Annotated in this window: 17 protein-coding genes; 4 read left to right on the plus strand and 13 right to left on the minus strand. The window is 46.0% G+C overall.

Annotated elements, in window-relative coordinates; all coding sequences use genetic code 11:
* Window positions 1–2: 2 nt before the first annotated feature.
* Window positions 3–2,405, minus strand: a complete 2,403-nt coding sequence (locus tag ACLSU7_RS06370) for a transglycosylase SLT domain-containing protein (RefSeq protein ID WP_413294722.1) — start codon at window positions 2,403–2,405, stop codon at window positions 3–5.
* Between the two features lie 175 nt (window positions 2,406–2,580).
* Here ACLSU7_RS06370 and radA point away from each other — a divergent pair, with 175 nt between their 5' ends.
* Window positions 2,581–3,981: a DNA repair protein RadA gene (radA, locus tag ACLSU7_RS06375; RefSeq protein WP_413294723.1), complete on the plus strand. Its 1,401-nt coding sequence runs from the start codon at window positions 2,581–2,583 to the stop codon at window positions 3,979–3,981.
* A gap of 8 nt (window positions 3,982–3,989) precedes the next feature.
* Here radA and ACLSU7_RS06380 read toward each other — a convergent pair whose 3' ends face one another.
* Window positions 3,990–4,736: an SGNH/GDSL hydrolase family protein gene (locus ACLSU7_RS06380; RefSeq protein WP_413294724.1), complete on the minus strand. Its 747-nt coding sequence runs from the start codon at window positions 4,734–4,736 to the stop codon at window positions 3,990–3,992.
* 105 nt (window positions 4,737–4,841) lie between these two features.
* On the opposite strand from ACLSU7_RS06380, the gene ACLSU7_RS06385 reads away from it, so the two are divergent.
* Window positions 4,842–5,216 carry a Crp/Fnr family transcriptional regulator gene (locus tag ACLSU7_RS06385; protein WP_413294725.1) on the plus strand — a complete coding sequence of 125 codons (375 nt, stop codon included), beginning with the start codon at window positions 4,842–4,844 and terminating at the stop codon, window positions 5,214–5,216.
* A gap of 30 nt (window positions 5,217–5,246) precedes the next feature.
* On the opposite strand, the gene ACLSU7_RS06390 is transcribed toward ACLSU7_RS06385, so the two are convergent.
* The 3 genes from ACLSU7_RS06390 to glpK are packed head-to-tail and all read right to left on the minus strand — an operon-like array spanning window position 5,247 to window position 8,718.
* Window positions 5,247–6,497, minus strand: coding sequence for an Nramp family divalent metal transporter (locus tag ACLSU7_RS06390; RefSeq protein ID WP_413294726.1), 1,251 nt, complete (start codon window positions 6,495–6,497; stop codon window positions 5,247–5,249).
* Window positions 6,498–6,545: 48 nt separating this feature from the next.
* Window positions 6,546–7,232 carry a flagellar brake protein gene (locus ACLSU7_RS06395; RefSeq protein ID WP_413294727.1) on the minus strand — a complete coding sequence of 229 codons (687 nt, stop codon included), beginning with the start codon at window positions 7,230–7,232 and terminating at the stop codon, window positions 6,546–6,548.
* Between the two features lies 1 nt (window position 7,233).
* Window positions 7,234–8,718 carry a glycerol kinase GlpK gene (gene glpK / locus ACLSU7_RS06400; protein WP_413294728.1) on the minus strand — a complete coding sequence of 495 codons (1,485 nt, stop codon included), beginning with the start codon at window positions 8,716–8,718 and terminating at the stop codon, window positions 7,234–7,236.
* A gap of 51 nt (window positions 8,719–8,769) precedes the next feature.
* Between glpK and ACLSU7_RS06405 the strand changes: the two genes are divergently transcribed.
* Window positions 8,770–9,540 (plus strand): lysophospholipid acyltransferase family protein, encoded by a 771-nt coding sequence (locus tag ACLSU7_RS06405; protein ID WP_413294729.1) that lies wholly within the window; start codon window positions 8,770–8,772, stop codon window positions 9,538–9,540.
* A 65-nt stretch (window positions 9,541–9,605) separates the two neighbouring features.
* Here the strand turns inward: ACLSU7_RS06405 and ACLSU7_RS06410 are convergent, their stop codons facing one another.
* The 8 genes from ACLSU7_RS06410 to gpmA form a co-directional block, all read right to left on the minus strand.
* Window positions 9,606–9,791 (minus strand): hypothetical protein, encoded by a 186-nt coding sequence (locus tag ACLSU7_RS06410; RefSeq protein WP_413294730.1) that lies wholly within the window; start codon window positions 9,789–9,791, stop codon window positions 9,606–9,608.
* A 13-nt stretch (window positions 9,792–9,804) separates the two neighbouring features.
* Window positions 9,805–10,233 carry a hypothetical protein gene (locus tag ACLSU7_RS06415; protein WP_413294731.1) on the minus strand — a complete coding sequence of 143 codons (429 nt, stop codon included), beginning with the start codon at window positions 10,231–10,233 and terminating at the stop codon, window positions 9,805–9,807.
* 106 nt (window positions 10,234–10,339) lie between these two features.
* Window positions 10,340–11,578, minus strand: a complete 1,239-nt coding sequence (gene hutI / locus ACLSU7_RS06420; RefSeq protein ID WP_413294732.1) for an imidazolonepropionase — start codon at window positions 11,576–11,578, stop codon at window positions 10,340–10,342.
* Between the two features lie 68 nt (window positions 11,579–11,646).
* The gene (locus tag ACLSU7_RS06425; RefSeq protein ID WP_413295379.1) at window positions 11,647–12,180 is read right to left on the minus strand and encodes a sugar O-acetyltransferase; all 534 of its coding nucleotides are present in this window, start codon (window positions 12,178–12,180) and stop codon (window positions 11,647–11,649) included.
* A 116-nt stretch (window positions 12,181–12,296) separates the two neighbouring features.
* A complete protein-coding gene (locus tag ACLSU7_RS06430; protein ID WP_413294733.1) occupies window positions 12,297–13,193 on the minus strand; it encodes a DUF6635 family protein in 897 nt (298 codons plus the stop codon).
* A gap of 68 nt (window positions 13,194–13,261) precedes the next feature.
* Window positions 13,262–14,113, minus strand: a complete 852-nt coding sequence (locus ACLSU7_RS06435) for a DUF4382 domain-containing protein (RefSeq protein ID WP_413294734.1) — start codon at window positions 14,111–14,113, stop codon at window positions 13,262–13,264.
* A gap of 414 nt (window positions 14,114–14,527) precedes the next feature.
* Window positions 14,528–14,962 carry an Hsp20/alpha crystallin family protein gene (locus tag ACLSU7_RS06440; RefSeq protein ID WP_413294735.1) on the minus strand — a complete coding sequence of 145 codons (435 nt, stop codon included), beginning with the start codon at window positions 14,960–14,962 and terminating at the stop codon, window positions 14,528–14,530.
* Between the two features lie 214 nt (window positions 14,963–15,176).
* Window positions 15,177–15,923, minus strand: coding sequence for a 2,3-diphosphoglycerate-dependent phosphoglycerate mutase (gpmA, locus tag ACLSU7_RS06445; RefSeq protein WP_413294736.1), 747 nt, complete (start codon window positions 15,921–15,923; stop codon window positions 15,177–15,179).
* Window positions 15,924–15,981: 58 nt separating this feature from the next.
* Between gpmA and ACLSU7_RS06450 the strand changes: the two genes are divergently transcribed.
* Complete coding sequence (locus tag ACLSU7_RS06450) at window positions 15,982–18,777, plus strand: 2-oxoglutarate dehydrogenase E1 component (protein WP_413294737.1); 2,796 nt, start codon at window positions 15,982–15,984, stop codon at window positions 18,775–18,777.
* The last annotated feature ends 11 nt before the right edge of the window (window positions 18,778–18,788 follow it).

An 18,788-nucleotide genomic window follows, 5' to 3' on the forward strand; every position in this document is an offset into this window, starting at 1 on the left:
TACTAAATGTCGTCCCAGTTTTCTTTGCCAACCAGTTCTGCATTGACCTTAACGGGCACCGCTTCAGATAGGTATGGGAAAAGATCCTTTTTGTTGCCGTACAATTTTGCATAAACATACGCGTTGGACACAACACGTTTTACATAGTTACGAGTCTCAAGGAATGGGATGTGCTCGATGAACTCATCCGTTTCCAAAGTACCGAAAGACACCAACCAGTTTTTCACTCTGTGAGGACCGGCATTGTAGCCAGCAGCCACCAAAGGAATCGTATTATCAAAGCGGTCCATCAAACGTTTCAAGTAACGAGAACCGATTTTTACAGCCACATCTGGTTCTAGCAATTGCGGTGGTTTAAAATCTTTATCACCCACCAACGTCGCGACTTTATATCCCGTGAATGGCATAACCTGCATCAAACCCAAAGCACCCACCGGTGAAATCGCATCACGACGGTAAGAACTCTCTGCTCTCATGATGCCCCAAACAAGCTCTGTCGGAACGGTGAACTGCTTTGTGTATTTATCAACCGAATCAGAATACGCGCGTGGGTAAGCAAGCTCCCACATCGCACGACCGCCTTCAACACCTTGAGAAGCACGAGTCGTTCCGAACGTCACCTGAGCAATATACGAAGAGCGGTTAAAATGCCCTGCCGTCGAGTACTCAGACATCAAAGTTTTCAAGTAATCGCGGTTGCGGGTTTTCTTTTCGATGTCATAAAGGTCCCAACGAGCCCACTCGTTTTCACCAATGATCATCAAATCGCGCGCACGCTCAAAACGCTTCATCAAAATCGGAGAAGAGAACGCCACAGCTTTGTCGCCGCCTTCGGAAGCTTCATCACCTTCTGCTGGAGCTCCATCTTCACCTTGGGCTACTTCCACAGACTTATTGTCTGGGTTTGCTTCCACTTCAGCTTCTTCGTCACTTTCTTTTTCGTCATCAGCAGAGTACTGAGTGATCATCAAGTTTTCTTCAGATTCAGAATCATCACCGCGGAAACTGATATCATCCACATTTGGCATCAAGAATTCGCTCGCAGAAAAGCGTGCGATCATGCGTGGAGTGACCGGCAAATTCGTTGTTGCTACTTTTTGCAGTGGAATCACTTCCATCTTTTTCAAACGAGCCTGCGCGGCGATCGCGTAATAACCCAAAAGAGGATCTTTGGATAAAGACGTCATCTTGTTACGGGCTTCAACCATCTTACCTTGGCGGAACAGACTCATCGCCATCCAGTAATTCACACGGTCATTCGGGAAAGTCTTCCACGCGCGCTTGTTATTGCGCTTTTCGCTTTGCATTTCCGCGAAGGCTTTGTAGGAACCCGCGTAATCGCCTTTCAGATATTTCAACCAAGCCAAATGCCATTTCGCGTCCTTTGACAGACCCGAAGTTGGATAAAGCTTCATGAACTCTTGGAATCTGCGAGCTGCCCCATCATAGTCCTGGAACTGATAGCTAAGGAACGCTGATTGGTAAAGTGCCTGACGACCTGTCTTAGAGCGCGGAGATAATTTGTAAGCAGAGTAGTAAGAGCCCACAGCCAATTGCACTTCACCCGCACGAGCAGATGCTGATGCGAACAGGATCAGATAATCGAAATCGCGTTTTTTCTCTTCATAGTAAGGCTTTAAAAGATCAACCGCTTTAACCAGCTCCCCTTCTTGCATGTAGAACTGAACTTGCAATTTATCTGCAAGATACTTGTCGACTTTAGCAAGATTGCTTTTCATCGCATTGATTTCTGTTTGAGCGCGGGAATCAAGGCCAGCGAAAAGCAGGTATCTGACACGTGTGCGGAAGTCTTCCGTGCTGGTAGCACAAGCGGTTTCTTTGCCTTCAAATTTTGAAGAAGCTAAATCCACTTCCCAATGCGCCACTTTAGAATAAGCCGGATGTTTTTCGTAAAGTTTTACCAACCACTTACACATCAAAGCGCGCTTACCCAAGCCCTGCTCTGCCGCTGCCAGGTTGTAAATGACTTCCGGATAGGATTCTGTATTGCGAGTGCGCTTTTCAAGCTTAGTGAAAATGTCGGCTGCTTGTTTGTAATTCTTTTTTTCAAGCGCGATTTGACCCATCGTCGTTTGCACGTCGATGGTCATTTTCACATTGGGAGAAAGTTTTTGGATTTGCTCAAGCTCTTTGTAAGCTTCATCCAATTTCGAAGTTTTTAGGAAAGACTGCGACAAATAATAACGCGCATACTCTTCCATTTCAGATTTATTTTGAGCAATCGTTTGAAACGTAGGGATGGCCTGCTCGTATTTACCAGATTTAAATTGATCTAATGCTTTCTTAAAAGAATCCAGCTCGTCTTTATTAGACTGAGCCATCGCCAGAGGCGCTGATAGCAAAATAGATAGCAAAACAGATTTGACTGTCTTAGTGGTCCGCATCCCGTCACTCCCTCGAAAAGTGCGCTGTCCGATTGATTTCTTCTGTGTTGGCCCGTCGTCGCAGTACGAGTTGTACGGCTTCCTCCGGTCCGCCTTGAATAAATCAATCGGACAGCGCACTAGCAATGATGGCATCATCCTTGTCACCATCATTTAACAATGATACCGAATATCTATGGCAAAATCGAAAAATAAAACTGTCTATACCTGTCAAAATTGTGGAGCCCAGCGACCTCGTTGGGAAGGTAAGTGCTCGGACTGCGGCGCTTGGAATTCTTTCGTCGAGGAATTGCAGCTGGAAGAGCCTAAAACCAGAGGATGGTCGACAGGAAGTGTCGAAAAAACGAGCACTGCTCCTGGTGCAGGTAAGCCGGTTTCTCTAGACCAAAGCCTCGAGGCCATTAAATTGGATCGCTTTGATACAGGCTTTCAGGAGCTGAATCGCGTGCTGGGCGGCGGTCTCGCGCGTGGAAGCTTCGTGTTATTAGGTGGATCACCGGGCATCGGTAAATCGACTTTGCTATTACAGATGGCCGGCGGCTTAGCTGACGATAAGCGCAAAATTCTCTACATCTCCGGCGAGGAAAGTGTATCCCAAACTGGGTCACGGGCGCATCGCTTGGGGATACGCTCCCCGCTCATCGAAGTGGGTGCTGAATCAAACCTTCACAATGTGATGGAACTCGCTCGTCATAAAAAACCAGATGTCTTGGTCGTCGATTCGATTCAAACCATGTACTTGTCTGACTTGCAGGCTGCACCGGGTTCAGTTTCCCAAGTTCGCGAGTGTGCCGGGCACCTGATGGGTCTTGCCAAACAAGACGGCATTGCAGTCATTCTAATCGGTCACGTCACGAAAGACGGTACGATCGCGGGCCCTAAAGTTTTGGAACACATGGTGGATTGTGTTCTTTCCTTTGATGGCGATACTTCTTACGACTTCCGCTTGCTAAGAACTTTGAAAAATCGTTTTGGTGCGGCTCATGAGCTGGGCGTGTTCCAAATGAATTCGAAAGGCTTGGAAGAGGTTTTAAATCCTTCAGAACTTTTCCTGGAAGAACGTGGCGACCAACTGATCGGTTCCGCGGTTTTTGCTTCAATGGAAGGAACTCGCCCACTTTTATGTGAAGTGCAAGCGCTGACCCTTTCCACGAATATGGCGATGCCTCGTCGTACTTCGTTGGGTATTGACGTGAATCGTCTGCATCTATTGACGGCGGTTTTGGATCGTCACTTGGATGTGCGCCTTTCCAGCAATGATATCTTCGTCAATGTTGTGGGAGGTTTAAAACTGGTGGAGCCCGCTGCCGATTTAGCGGTGGCTGCTGCCATTTTATCAACGGAAGGCCGTCGTGATCTTGACGCTAAAACTGTTTTCTTTGGAGAGATCGGTTTGACAGGCGAAGTTCGCGGAGTTTCATTCGTTGAAAGCCGAATCAAAGAGGCTGATAAACTCGGCTTCCAACATTTCGTGATTCCGTACTCAAACAAACGCCACTTGGCGGATTTGAAAATTTCTGGTGATAAGAAAATTTCTTACATCAAAAACGTCAAAGATTTGAGCCGTCTGATTTAAGCGCGGTCCTAACGGACGGCGCCGGGTTCCGAGGTCGTCCCCGTCGTATCGTTATCAAGCAAAGGCTGCACCTGTTTTTCGCGAGCACGGGAAACTTGGGGCAGCTTTTCTATTTTTGCGACCACTTGTTTACCCCAGGCAGAGGCATCTTTGGGCCCATAATGAATGCCGTCACCTTTTCCTGCGGAATACTTCGTAAGTTCAGAACTGTCGATAAAGGCGCAGTTGGCTTTTTCAGCGAGGGCCTTGATCTCTTTCACCCCGTCAGCCAAGTTCAGCTTCAGGTTCTTATTGCTCGTATCCGGCGGTCCAATCCAGATACACTCGCTGTCATTCTTTTTCACAGTATCAAGCAAGGCTTGGATCGACTTTTTTTCACTTTGAATATTCGTCGGCGTTGACAATATGTTTGTGCCCAAAGCGATCACTGTCAGGTCTGGATGTAAAGCACTGAGCTCTTTGGGCAAAGAATCCACCTGATGCTCTTGCACGCGAATTTCTTTACCTTTGATATCTCGTCTCCAATATCCGCAGTTCGTGGATTTGAAGTTCTTCCCCTCGACCATCCAGGTTGAGGGAGATGATCCGCAGCTGGCAATGGAGGTGACGTTCTTGGAAACACTTCGAAGATACTTATCAATCTCTTCGCCAAACTTACCATAACTGTGGGAATCCCCGACAAACACGGTATTAAAAGCCATTCCGGAAGAGCTACCTAACGCGATCATAATGGATAAAACGTATTTCATTTTCATGGGTCCATGATAAGACCGCATTCTCGACAAGTTCAACTCCCTTGCGCGCCGTCCGCAATTCTGTGTACAATTCTTGTATAAAATCAAAAAACAGAGGCGATACGGATGTCAGCACTCGAGCAGTTGCACAAACAGGAATACAAGGCCGGCGAATTTATTTTCTTTCAAGGTGACGTGGAAAAGCATTTCTACATCATTGAAACCGGCACAGTAAAAATCTGCACCATGGATCGCGCGGGTAAAGAAGTTGAAATCAACCGCATTGGCGACGGTGAATCCTTTGGTGAGTTCGCACTTTTAGACAATGCTCCCCGTTCCGCTTCCGCCAAATGCGTAACCGACGTAGTAGTTGTGCGAGTTTCTGAAGACGGATTTCAAGAGTTATTAAACGACTTACCGATATGGGCAAACTGTATGCTCAAATCCTTCGTGGGACGCTTGAAAAAAATTATGGATGAACAAAAAGACAAACAAGATTAGCAAAAAAGCCCGCGACCAAGCGGGCTTTCTTTATTCCTGAACCAGGCGCATAAGCATATAGACATTCGCAGCGATGATAACGGCGCAAATACTCCAACCCACCGTTTTAAACTTTGCTGACAAGGCCCACTCTTTCATAAGTGTTTTAGAACCCGCAAACATCAACAGAGGCACCACCGCAAAAGGCAGCTGCAAGCTTAAGATCACTTGAGTCCCAACCAGCAATCGGCCGACCGCGTGCTCACCCATGTAATGCACACCAATCCATGCTGGGATGATAGCTAGCACGCGAGCAATCGCGCGACGAATCCATACCGGCATATGGAAATGCATAAAGCCTTCCAAAATAACTTGTCCCGCGATAGCTCCGGTAATCGTCGAGCTCTGTCCGGCTGCAAACAATGCTAGGGCAAACAAGAAACTCGCCGCACTTGCGCCCAACAACGGACTTAGTAACTTATAGGCATCCTGGATCTCAGTGATTTCATAATAGTGGTTTAAGTGAAAAACCGAAGCTGACACAATCAGGATCGCTGAATTAATAAAGAACGCGATTCCCAAACTTAAAATCACTTCCCAGGTGATCATGCGAATCGAATACTTAAGATCCGCCGGAGTTTCTTTAACCACCCGACTTTGCACCACAGCTGTGTGCAAGTATAGATTATGGGGCATCACGGTGGCCCCCATAATTCCGATCGCGACGTACCAAGCATGAGCAGTATTAAAGGAACTTGGCTTAGGAATATAACCATTCAGAACTTCTAACCACGGTGGAGAGCTTAAAAAGACCTGAACCACAAAGCAGAGTAGAATCATCAACACAAAACCCAAGACAATCGCTTCAATCCTGCGCATGCCTTTACCCTGCAATATAAAGACAAAGACCATGTTAAAGGCCGTGAGCAGAACACCGGTCTCGACGGAGACTCCCAGAATCATATTGAATGCAAGCGCAGTTCCCAGAACTTCAGCAATGTCTGTGGCAATGATCGCGATTTCAGCTAAGACCCATAAAATATTTTTTACCCAAGGACGATACTGATCGCGGCAAAGCTCCGCGAGATCTTTTCCCGTCACTACGCCCACGCGCACACAAATGGATTGCAATAACATCGCCGCGATAGATGAAAACAGGATGACACAAAGAAGGTTGAAACCAAAACGAGAACCGGCTTCCAGATCGGTGGCCCAATTGCCGGGATCCATATATCCCACCGCAACTAAAACACCGGGGCCGATAAATTGAGCGAATTTTCTTTTTGGAATCTCAACGTTCATGACTTCATTCTCGATGTAGTCATGACTATTGGGTAGGGCTTTTTAAATTTATTTCTGTGACGGATACTTAATGAAAATCTCGCGCTGCAAATCCACCATCAGACTTAACAATCGGCTTTCCATGCGTGTATCAATATTTTTAAACTGCATACCTGCGATCTGGATTCCATCTTTGCTGGAAGAAAAGCGGACTTCCAACTCGAATTCGATAGGACGACGAATCCCCAGTCTTACTGTGCCACGGATGTTGTCACCTTCCTTAAATGCCGGGATGTCATTCGCCATGGCGACTCGCACTCCGCCAGCACTGATATCCAGGATTTTGCAGTCGATGAAAAACTTTTGCGCATTATGCTGCATAAGATTGAAGACGCCGTCGTATTTTTGCGGAAGATCAATCCGCGCATTCGCACGTCTTTGCAGTTGGAACAGATCCCCGTCAATTCTCAGGTGCGCCCACCCTGTGGAAAACACCAGATCCGTACGGAAAAAATAGCGCTCATTTTTAAACATGAAGTTCACCACGACCGATTGGTTTTTAGTGAACATCTGAGAATTAGAAGTGTGATGACAAAGAAGATCTTCGTCTCGTTCCGTTTGCACGGCGATCAGATTAAAGAATGAATCGTCATCACCCTTAACCGAGATTTGAATCTTGTCGTGAGCCAGTTCTCGGAAAAGAAATTTCTTCTCCGAGACGGGAACTTTCTTAAAGATATTTTGACCTAGTTGCATTTTAAACTCTGTTCAAAGCCTCTTGCCAACGAACCTTGCGTGCATTGCGTTCGTTGGTGGACATTTTAACTTTAAATTCTTTGTCAGTTGCCCAGATTTTTTTAATTTCTTTAATGTCTTTCCAAAAACCACAACCCAGTCCCGCCATAAAGGCCGCTCCTAATGCCGTGGTTTCCAGATTTTTCGGGCGGATGACATTCACACCTGTATAGTCCGCTTGCATCTGCATCAGCAGATCATTCGCAGCAGCCCCACCGTCCACTCGCACCGAGCGAACTTTTTTACCCAGGTCCTTTTCCATGGTGACCAGGATATCCACATTTTGCAATGCCATGGCCTCCAAAGTCGCGCGAGCGATGTGGGCCTTTGTCGTTCCGCGGGTCAAACCACAAATCACACCGCGTGCATCGGGCTGCCAGTGAGGCGCACCCAACCCCGTCAGTGCCGGAACGAATTCCACACCATCCGTCGTTTCGACAGTTTTAGCCAAGGTTTCAATTTCCGACGATTGTTGGAATAACCCCAATCCATCGCGAAGCCACTGAACCGCAGCTCCACAAACAAAGGCACCGCCTTCAAGGGCATAAGTCATGTCACCGTCTTTAAGTTTCCAGGCAATTGTCGTCAGCAATCGGTTTTTAGATTTCACGGCTTTTTTACCAGTGTTCAGTAAAAGGAAACTTCCCGTACCGAATGTACATTTCGATTCACCGACATCGTAACAAGCCTGCCCGAAAAGAGCCGACTGCTGATCGCCTAAGATTCCACAAACAGGAATACCATCAGGCATAAAACCCAAACCACGAGTGGTACCGAAATCAGCATTCGAAGGACAGATTTCAGGAAGCATACTTTCTGGTACACCGAAAAGTTTTGTCAGTTCCTCGTCCCACCATCCCGTATGAATATTCATTAACATCGTACGAGAAGCATTCGTCACATCCGTTTTATGGGATTCACCTTGAGTTAAACGAGAAAGCAAATAAGTATCAACAGTTCCCGCCAATAATTCCCCATTGCGCGCCCGTTCTTTAGCACCCTTGACGTTCGCAAGAATCCACTGAATTTTCGTCGCCGAGAAATAGGGATCCAGCACCAAACCCGTTTTTGCTGTGATCATTTTCTCTTTTTTGTTTTTCTTTAATTTTTCACACTGCGCTTGAGTGCGTCGGCATTGCCATACGATGGCGTTATACACCGACTTGCCGGATTTTTTATCCCACACCATGACTGTTTCACGTTGATTGGTGATACCAATTGCTTTGATGGCGGAGGCTTTGATTTTCGCTTTTTCAATCGCAAGACGCATAGATCTTTGGGTTGTGAACCAGATGTCCTCAGGATCGTGTTCCACCCACCCTGGTTTAGGGAAAATTTGTTTGAAGGTTTCACGAGCCTCAGAAACGAGACCTCCGGCTTGATTGATTATGCAAACCCTGGAGCTGGTTGTTCCTTGATCAATCGCCATGATAAAACTAGAAGACATAAATTCACCTCAAAAACTATCGATGAAGCAACATGGGGCCTGAGAATTATCATGATGAATTTCTTGCAGAAACCCAACGAAAAAATCTTCGGATTGAAGAACCTCGACAAGGACACCTTGATCTTTCGAGTGCTTCCCCGTTTTCTGCTTGAGATTCTTCGCAAATACTTCCGCATGGAAATTTTAGGGGCCGAAAATATTCCCCGCCGTGGCGCCTGCGTAATCGCTCCCAATCATTCCGGTTATTCCGGATTCGATGCCTTTTTGCTTGGGCACATTGTGCAAGAGGAAGGCAAACGTGTTCCGCGGGTTTTAACTCATCATTTTTGGTTTTTAACAGAGACGACTGCGATTCCCGCTCAAAAAATGGGTTTTACGGAAGCGACTTACGAAAATGGCGTGAACTCCCTTAAAAAAGGAAATGCCATTGTGCTTTTCCCCGAGGGCGAGGCTGGAAATTTCAAGCCGACATCGAAACGTTATCAGCTGCAGGAATTCAAACGCGGATTTGTGCGCATGGCTTTAGAAACTCAAAGCCCTATCGTTCCGGTCGTGATTCTGGGAGCGGAAGAAACTCATATCAATCTTAAGAAACTAAAATTCACCAAATTCCTAAAAGGTTCGGTGATTCCGCTGCCCTTGAATATCATTCCGCTACCAGCAAAATGGCGCATTCGATTCTTGGAACCGATTCACTTGCCTTATAAACCAGAGGCGGTGGAAGATGCGGAACTAGTGCATGAAATTGCCCAGGACATTCAAGAAAAAATGCAGGCAGCAATCGAGGAAGAAATCCACAAACGCGGAAATCCGTTTCTCTAGAGGTAACAGTTCCCTTTTCGGAATGCAGTGCATTCCGAAAAGGGAACTGTTACCTATTTTGTTACCTATTTTTTATTGGAATCTGGGACGTCGGATCCGACGGCATTCAAAATTAATTGCCATTGAGCCGTCAAAACGCCGGGCTTATCAGTGTTACGACTGACAAGTTGACTGACGAGCAAAGCTGCTACGCCTGTTGCAATGACGAGGAGGAGAACGTACTCCACCACGATCTGACCGCGTTTATTCATGTAAATAATGATATCAGAGTTCTTGGATTGCGCTAGGACGAACTAGACTAGCCGGCTGCCAGTTGTTCATCGTCATACGCAATGTATCGACTAATAGATCCAAATTCTCATCTTCGAGCGGTCCACGTAATCCGATGACGACGTCTTCGCCCCATTTTTCGCATTCCAGAGGATTTTCTGTTTTAGCGTTTTCGAAGGAAAGTTGGAAACTGTCAGAAGTTGGGTAAACCATCACCAGGATGTTCGCACCGGAAGCCTTGGCCGCTTCTTTGGCTTTCGCTGTCTCGGCCGACAACTGCTGTTGAATCATGAAGTAGATTTTCAAAGCTAGAGCTTCGTGAAACTGAGCAAAGTAGATTCGAACGGGCCCATCAAAGATGGCGCTGTTAAACGCAGGATTGAAATACTTCGACTGCATTAATGTCGTGTACGATGATCTCATCTTGTTGCTCCCCCCGGATACACCACAAGACTAGAAAGAAAAGAGCTCCGAGTTCAAACAAAAATTTATAATCCATGTAAGATTCTTAAATTTGTGACGCATTGGATTATTTAAGACTGTCGAAAATCTTCTTTCCTCGAGAGAAAACAGCCTTCTTCGGACGCTCTCCCACAGAGTAGAACAAGCAATCCCAGCTTTGATCAATGCACAAAATGTCAGCAGACTTGCCAACTTCCAAGGAACCAATCTCCTTATGAAGATTTAAAGCATGAGCCGCGCCGACCGTATATGCGGATAGCACTTGTGGCAGAGTCATCTTCATTTCAAGGCGCGCGAGCAACCCCACCAGGTTCAGTTCTTGGGTTGGAGAAGTACCAGGATTGAAATCCGTCGCCAAGGCCACGCGGGCCCCCGCCTCGATCAACTCTTTAGCTTTGGGATAATTTGTTTTGGTATAAAGATCCGCTGTTGGCAACATCACACAAGTGACATTGGAGTTTGCAAGATTCTTGATTTCCTTATCAGTGATTTGCAAAAGATGGTCACCCGACAGGGCCCCAAGCTTAACGGCAAGGTCAGCACCGCCAGACAAAGTCATTTGATCCGCATGAATCAAAATATCAAAGCCCAGCTCTTGAGCTTTGCGCAGGTATTTTTCAGACTCTGCCAGAGGAAAAAAGCCTTTTTCAATAAAGACATCCACGCGAGAAGCCAGTTTCTTTTTCTTCACCTGTGGCAAAACCACGTCGCCCAGATGTTGCAGATAACTCTCGTAAGTTTTAAATTCTGGAGGAAGCGCATGGGCTCCCAGGAAAGTTGCGACTGTACGAGCACCCTCAAGTTTCTGCACACTTTGTAAGACCTTAAGTTCGTCTTTTAAGTTCAGCGCATAACCTGATTTGATTTCCACAGTGGTCACACCTTGAGAAACAAAGTGATCTAATCGTTCTTGCCCGGTGCGCGCCAGTTCCGCGACGGAAGATTGGCGAGTGTTTTTCATCGTCGACAAAATACCGCCACCCTTGGCAGCGATTTCTTGATAAGAAACCCCATTGTTACGCATTTCAAATTCCGCCGCGCGATTACCGGAATAAATCAAATGCGTGTGACACTCGATAAATCCTGGCAACACTGTCAGACCTTTGGCACTGACTTCTTTGATTTTACTTTTCGCGAATTGCTTTGGAACTTTCCCCGAAGGCCCGATCCATTGAATGACGCCTTTATCGATAAGGACCGCCTGCTTTTGAGAGATTGCCAAATCAGCTTCAGTCACACGGCGCCCCTCTTTAGAAGCCGCCCCTGCCATCGTCAACAATGTCGAAATATCACGAATTAAAATCATAGGATTAAGTAAAACACGAAACTTAAAAAGGTAACAGTTCCCTTTTTGGAATGCGCCGCAGTCGAAACTTACTTAAGCTCTCGGATCACCTTAGCGGGATTTCCCACAGCTAAAACATTCGCCGGAAGGCTTTTGGTAACGACAGAACCCGCCCCCACAACCGTATTGTCACCAATAGTAACGCCAGGACAAATGATGGCATTGCCACCCAGCCAGACATTGTTACCAATGGTGATCGGATGAGCGGCTTCAAGCCCGCTTTTTCGAGTTTCTGCATCCAAGGGATGAGTCGCCGTGTAAAACTGAACTCCCGGAGCGATCTGGCAGTCTTCACCAATCGTGATTTTATTGCAGTCCAAAAAAACCGCATTGAAATTGATAAACGTGCGAGCACCAATAGAAGTATTACTGCCATAATCAACATGAAACGGAGGACGAACCGTCACTCTCTCTCCTACGTCATCAAAGATGTCTTGCAAAAGAGCTGTGCGTTTTTCGGTGTCGGCGGGATTTGATTGATTGTATTCCAAAACTCGCTGCTGCACTAAAACTTGCTCCGCTTGCAGAGCCGCATCCGCGATATACAATTCACCTGCCAGCATTTTTTCTTTTTCAGTTTTCGCTTTTTCCACTGTCACCTCACACTAGGTGATATCTCACCCTTATCAAGGCGGCACCATTAAAAATGCATGACTGTGGCAATGCAGAAACTGAGGAATTAGGCAGCTATCGAGCCCTTGCTTTGTCTCACTTTATTTTTAATTTCATTCTTAAGAAGCAAGTAAAGGTTTTGTTCAAGGGATTGAACCAACGTGGTCAGTTTATATCCTTGAATACCTAAAACCTTTCGCAAAGGATCACTGAATACGGCCACTGCGATGCTACAAACCGTTAACAACAGGCCGACTCCTAAGGTCGCTGCCACGACTTGTGTTTGCGTGGGAGCTACCGGAAAGGCACTGTAAAATGCCGTGCCCAGTTTCTTCCCGAAAAAGAAATGCTCCGCCGCATCTTTGTTCGCAACATTACGGGCGATTTTTGAACCCATCCCCGTCACACCCAAACCACCGTCATTAAAAAACATCTTACCGACACATAAAGTAAGAACTGTGGTGATTAAATCCGTTACCAAAACCTGGGCGGAGGAGAACTTATCGACCTCTTCTTTATAAAGATCCGACATTTTCTTTTTTAAGTGCGCGAGTTCATTGGGTGAAAAATGAGATTCCAGGTTCAATTCTTTTTGCAACTTCTGAAACACATCTTCTTGAGAAGAAGCCAAAAACTCATCCAGTAAAATTCTTTCGGAAACTTTTTGATAGCGAGTTTTAAAACCCGAAGGGACTTTTTTAATCAGGTGATTGCCGTGGGACCAACCCAGCTTATCCGCGATTTCAATTCCTTTTTTAGCAGTCAAAAAAGGTATCGCCCACAGAGCGTTCAAAGGATAAAAAAGCAGATCCAGCAAAACCGACTGCCGCTGAATTTTCACAGCTTCATTTAAACTAAAGTGGCGATTGACGAAGCCCGCCACTTCATTCTTTTTCTGTTCGAAATGTTCTTCCAAAATTTCGTCGATGGTTCCAAGGATGATGTTTTTTTCTGCGTTCTTCATTGCTTCCTCAAAAGAGAGGAGCCAGTGCTTGGCTGGCTCCATTTGAATCATTCTATTTTCGATTTTTCTTACAGATCCGATAACTGACTTTCATCGACGATCGGTTCTGCTCCGTCCACGACCGGTGTATAATCCCAACCGTCGTTTGAACCATCGTTTTCATCAGGAGTCGTAATGATCTCGACCGGTGGCTCTGGTGTTGCAGTCGGAGATGGCTCAACTGATGGAGACGGAGATACCGTTGGAGACGGCTCGACACTTGGTGATGGCTCCACAGAAGGCGATGGCGTTACTGTTGGTTCCGGATCAACAACCTCCGGCAACTGTTGTTTTGTAACCGAGATCAATTTCAATACTGGTTTTAACAAACAACCGCCGTTGCCTTGCAAAACCACTGATTTCATTGCATCAAAATCCAGCGTCACATTATATTGATTGCCCGCTTCAAACTGCACTTTATTAGTCAGGATGATTTTAACACCCGTTTTTTGTGCGCTGGGAGTTTTAAGCTCACAAATCGAATCATCACCTTTAATTATATAGTGACCAGATTCTTTCAAAATCAGTCTGATTTGCTGAATTTGCAACCCATGCGGAGCTACGATTTCCTGCAATGGCAGACTGATACCGTTTTGCAATTTGAGCAGGTCCACAGAACCCATTCCTTTTGCCAGAATCAAACGGCCTACTTTACTTGCGCCGGCAACAACCACTTCCATGTGATCAATGTCGACAACGACGGATTTAATTTCCTTATTAGGAGCATCGACCAATTTAAAGTTTACCAAAGCTTGTCTTGAGGAATCGATTGAAAGAGATGATGCGACTTCGGAGTTTAAATTCGTTGCAGAATTTGGACTACAAGAAGCTATAAAAATCATCCCGGCTGCGATCATTAACTTATTGAACGACGTATTCATGCACCCTCCTGGCGAATGTCTTAAGCACAGGAAACACTCTACCCCAGCTATTTTGGAGTCGCCACAAATGCTCTTCTTGAGTCATTCATTTCGAGAGGGTGACCAAAACATTGTCACTTTAAAAAACATTTTCCCCTCTGGGAGGTTGAAATGCTTAGCTAAAATTTGGGGGTTGATAAGGCAGATTCTTGGAAAGCTTCGAGGCCTACATTTACAAGGTACGAAGAGGAGAGAAAAAAATGAATGTGTGTCGAGGTTGTTCGGGAGGAAAAACGTTGAAAGCAAGGCGGCCCCTGGAGGGAAGCGCTCAAGCATCTGTCTTACCAACCCCAAACTTTAGCTAAGCATCCTTCGATAAAGCTACGGCCGGCAAGGCCCCGTGGACCTGTCCGCCGTAGCCTTGGCGAAGGTGATTTATTGTACTTTGATCGAACGGCTTTTTGCGTTTTCTGCTTTTGGCAGAGTCACTTCAAGCACTCCGTCTTTATAAGACGCTTCGATTTTGTCTCCAGCAACATGCACTGGCAGACTGAATGTGCGTTGGAATTTACCCCAAGAGCGCTCGGAGTATTTCTTATCCCCCGCCTCTTTGATTCTTTCGCCTGAAATAGTCAGAACGTTGTCTGCCATTTCAATTTTAATGTCTTCTTTTTTGAAGCCTGGCAAATCCGTCGTCACGATATAAGCGTTTTCTTTTTCCTCGATATCAACAGAGGGAGAAAAATCCACTGTCGAACGAGCTGCAGGCGAATATCCACGATCCATGTCGCTGAAAAATTCTTCGAACTGACTGAATAGATCGTTGGTTGGACGACGAGCTGACCAAGGTGATAATGAACGCATTGACATAAAATCCTCCTAATAAATTCAAAATTACTCTGACTTTGTCAGAGAGCTTTTAGCTTAATACTGAGGAAGCTTCCGGATCACTTCTCACACTCAATATGGAATCGATCGGAAAACTGTCAAGGCGGGTGCAAAAAAAAGGAGGATTTCAAAAATCCTCCTTTAAAAACTAATTCTAAAATTATTCTACCCAGACGAAGTCTGGTGGGTCATCCAGCTATTTAGCTTTACCTTGATTTGCGACAGCTTCCATCGCCGCCTTCACTTCTTCAGGATCCCCAACAAATTCTTTGCCGATCACCTTAAGATCTTTATCAAGTTCATAGACCAAGGGAATACCGGTTGGCATGTTCACGCCCATGATCTCATCCGGCGTCATATTTTCCAAATGCTGGATCAAAGCTCGCAAACTGTTCCCGTGGGCTACAATAAGCACTTTTTGGCCAGATTTGATTTTAGGGGCAATAGTTTCGTTCCAAAGTGGAAGGAACCGAGCCACCGTCTCTTTTAGGGATTCTGTGCTAGGCAAAAGGCTTGCGGGCACATTTTTGTAACGCGGATCGTGCGAAGGATGACGTGGATCATTGTTTTCCATAGCCGGTGGCATAACATCGTAACTACGACGCCAGATCTTAACTTGGTCTTCGCCATGACGGGCCGCAGTTTCAGACTTGTTAAGACCTTGAAGAGCGCCATAGTGACGTTCATTCAAGCGCCAGTCTTTGTGGACAGGAAGCCACACTTGATCGATCTCGTCCAAAACGAAATTGAGGGTTTTGATAGCTCTTTTTAGAACGCTTGTGTAAGCAATATCGAATTTGAAGCCTTTGTCATTGAGAGATTTGCCTCCTTTTGCAGCTTCGGCACGACCTTTTTCGGAAAGATCAACGTCTTGCCAACCTGTGAAGCGATTCTCTTGATTCCAAACACTTTCACCGTGTCGAACGAGCACTAACTTATACACGCTTAAACTCCTTCATTTTCAATAAAATAAGAGCTAACATGACCGTGCATCCTTGAACATGAAAACTCTCGCTTTTTGCTATGCATTAACACGTTACAAACGCGCGAGTTTTTGGAAAAAACAAGGTCTGCCTAAAGTGAGGAATTTCGTCGTGAACAACAATGGTATCAACAGTTCAAATCTTGAATACATTGAAGCACTCTATGGTGACTTCAAAGCAAAGCCTGAAACACTAGCTCCCGAGTGGAGAAGTTTTTTTGAAGGCGTTGAATTTGCACAATCTGGCAAATTCGGAATGTCTGACAAAGAGCTTTCCGTTTTCCAGTTGATTCAAGCTTACCGCGCTCAAGGACATCTTGAAGCGGATTTGAACCCACTTTACAAACCAACAGCTAACGAAGCCTTGAATCTTAAAACGTTTGGTTTGAGCGACAAAGACTTGAACGCGAAATTCCAAATCGCCGCGATCATTGGAAAACAAAATGCTTCCTTGGGTGAGATCATCGCTCATTTGCAAAAAGCATATTGCGGTAAAATCGCACTTCAAGCGGCGGATGCGTCTGCTGCTGAATACAAATGGTTGCAACAAGAGTTTGAAGGTTCTTCTTTCAAACTCTCCCCTGAAGAAAAGAAAACTGTTTTGGCTTCTTTGACGAAAGCTGAAACTTTGGAAAAATTCGTACACACACGTTACGTGGGAACAAAGCGTTTCTCTGTTGAGGGCGCTGATTCTATCCTTCCGATGATGGACACGATCGTGAACCGCGGTTCACAAGTGGGCATCAAGGAACTCCACATGGGTATGGCTCACCGTGGTCGCGTGAACATGCTGGTGAATTTCTTCGGTAAAGGTGAGGAATACGTTTTCGGTGATTTCAACGGTCCATTGGAACTTGAAAAAGCGATTGAAGACTTCGACGGCGACGTAAAATATCACTTGGGCTATAAAACTGAAAAGAAAGCTGCCAACGGTTCTTCTGTTAAAGCGACTTTGGCTTACAACCCTTCTCACTTGGAAACTGTGAACGCAGTTGCACTAGGTATCACTCGTGCAGCTCAAGACTTGAATGCGGGCGACAGAAAATCTGCTGTCTGCATATTGGTTCACGGTGATGCGGCTTTCGCAGGCCAAGGTATCATCCAGGAAACTTTGCAATTGGCAGCAGTTCAGTCCCATACAACGGGCGGAACGATCCACATCATCATCGATAACCAGGTCGGCTTCACAACAAGTGCGAAAGATGCACGCTCCACTCGCTATGCTTCTGATCCGGCGAAAATGACTTTCACACCGGTTCTGCATGTGAACGGTGACGATGTTGAATCATGCGTGCGTGGTATGGATATCGCTATCCGCTACCGTCAACAATTCGGCAAAGACGTCGTGATCAACCTGATCTGTTACCGTAAATACGGTCACAATGAGGGTGACGAACCTGCATTCACTCAACCTTTGATGTACGATCTGATCAAAGCCCACGCGACTGTGCGTGAACTTTACGCGCAGAAATTGGCGGGTGAAAACAGCGTTGATAAAAAAACGGCTGATGATCTTTACCAGCAAGCGATGGATCGTCTGCAACAGATTTTCGAAGACACTAAAAAGGCTCCACCGAAACTTAAAAACTTTAAGTTCGAGGGCAACTGGTCAGGTCTGCGCAAAGGTGTTGAAGCCGATGCTGACAAACCTGTGAACACGTCTTTCGATTTGGCAAAACTAAAACAAATCGGTGAAAAAGCAGCATCTTACCCTGCAGACTTCACTCCCCATCCAAAACTTTTGAAGCTTTTGGAAGGTCGTAAAAACATGGCTTCTGGAAAAGACCCCGTGGACTGGGGTATGGGTGAGCTTTTGGCTTACGGCTCCCTTCTTGCTGAAGGTAAGTCCGTGCGTTTGACAGGCGAAGACTGCGTTCGCGGTACTTTCACTCACCGTCACGCGGGTATGTACGATGTAAAAACGAACAAGGCATTCTTCCCTTTGGCTGATACGAATCCGAAAGCAAAACTTTTGGTGGCAGAGTCCATTCTGTCTGAATACGGCGTGATGGGTTACGAATACGGTTATACGACGTATGATCCAAATTCCTTGGTGATGTGGGAAGCTCAGTTCGGTGACTTCGTCAATGGCGCGCAAATCGTGATTGACCAATACATCGCGGCTGGCGAATCCAAATGGCAGCAAATGTCTGGTTTAACGTTGCTACTTCCGCACGGTTACGAAGGCCAGGGCCCAGAGCATAGCTCTGCCCGTCTTGAGCGCTTCTTGCAAAGCTGTGCGATGTACAACATGCAAGTCTGCAACCTGACGACGCCAGCGCAGATCTTCCATGCTCTTCGTCGCCAAGTGGTTCGTGATTTCAGAAAACCACTTGTGATCATGACGCCAAAATCGTTGTTGAGACATCCAAAAGCTGTTTCTCCAATTGAAGACCTGGCAAATGGTTCCTTCCAACCGGTTCTAGGAGACACGACTGACAAATCCAAAGTGGATACAGTGGTGTTTGTTTCCGGTAAGTTCTATTACGAGCTTTTGGAAGAGAGAGAAAAATCTAAAAAGGATAACATCGCTTTGGTACGTCTGGAGCAGATTTATCCATTCCCGGCTCGTCAAGTGGCGGAAGTTCTTAAGGGATACCCTAAGGCTAAGACACTTATCTGGGCTCAGGAAGAACCGAAAAACATGGGCGCATTCCAACATGTTTACTTCAAATTTATTGAAGTGGTTCAAAAAGCCGGATTGCAACTTCGTTTTGAGTACGCGGGTCGCCCTGAAAAGGCTTCTCCGGCGGTGGGTTCTATCCACAGACACAAAGCGGAACAAGCTGACATTATTAAAAGCATCTTTAGCTAAAGGATAAGCAA

Origin of the sequence: Bdellovibrio sp. HCB185ZH, assembly GCF_047302455.1 — a bacterium.
Taxonomy (GTDB): domain Bacteria; phylum Bdellovibrionota; class Bdellovibrionia; order Bdellovibrionales; family Bdellovibrionaceae; genus Bdellovibrio.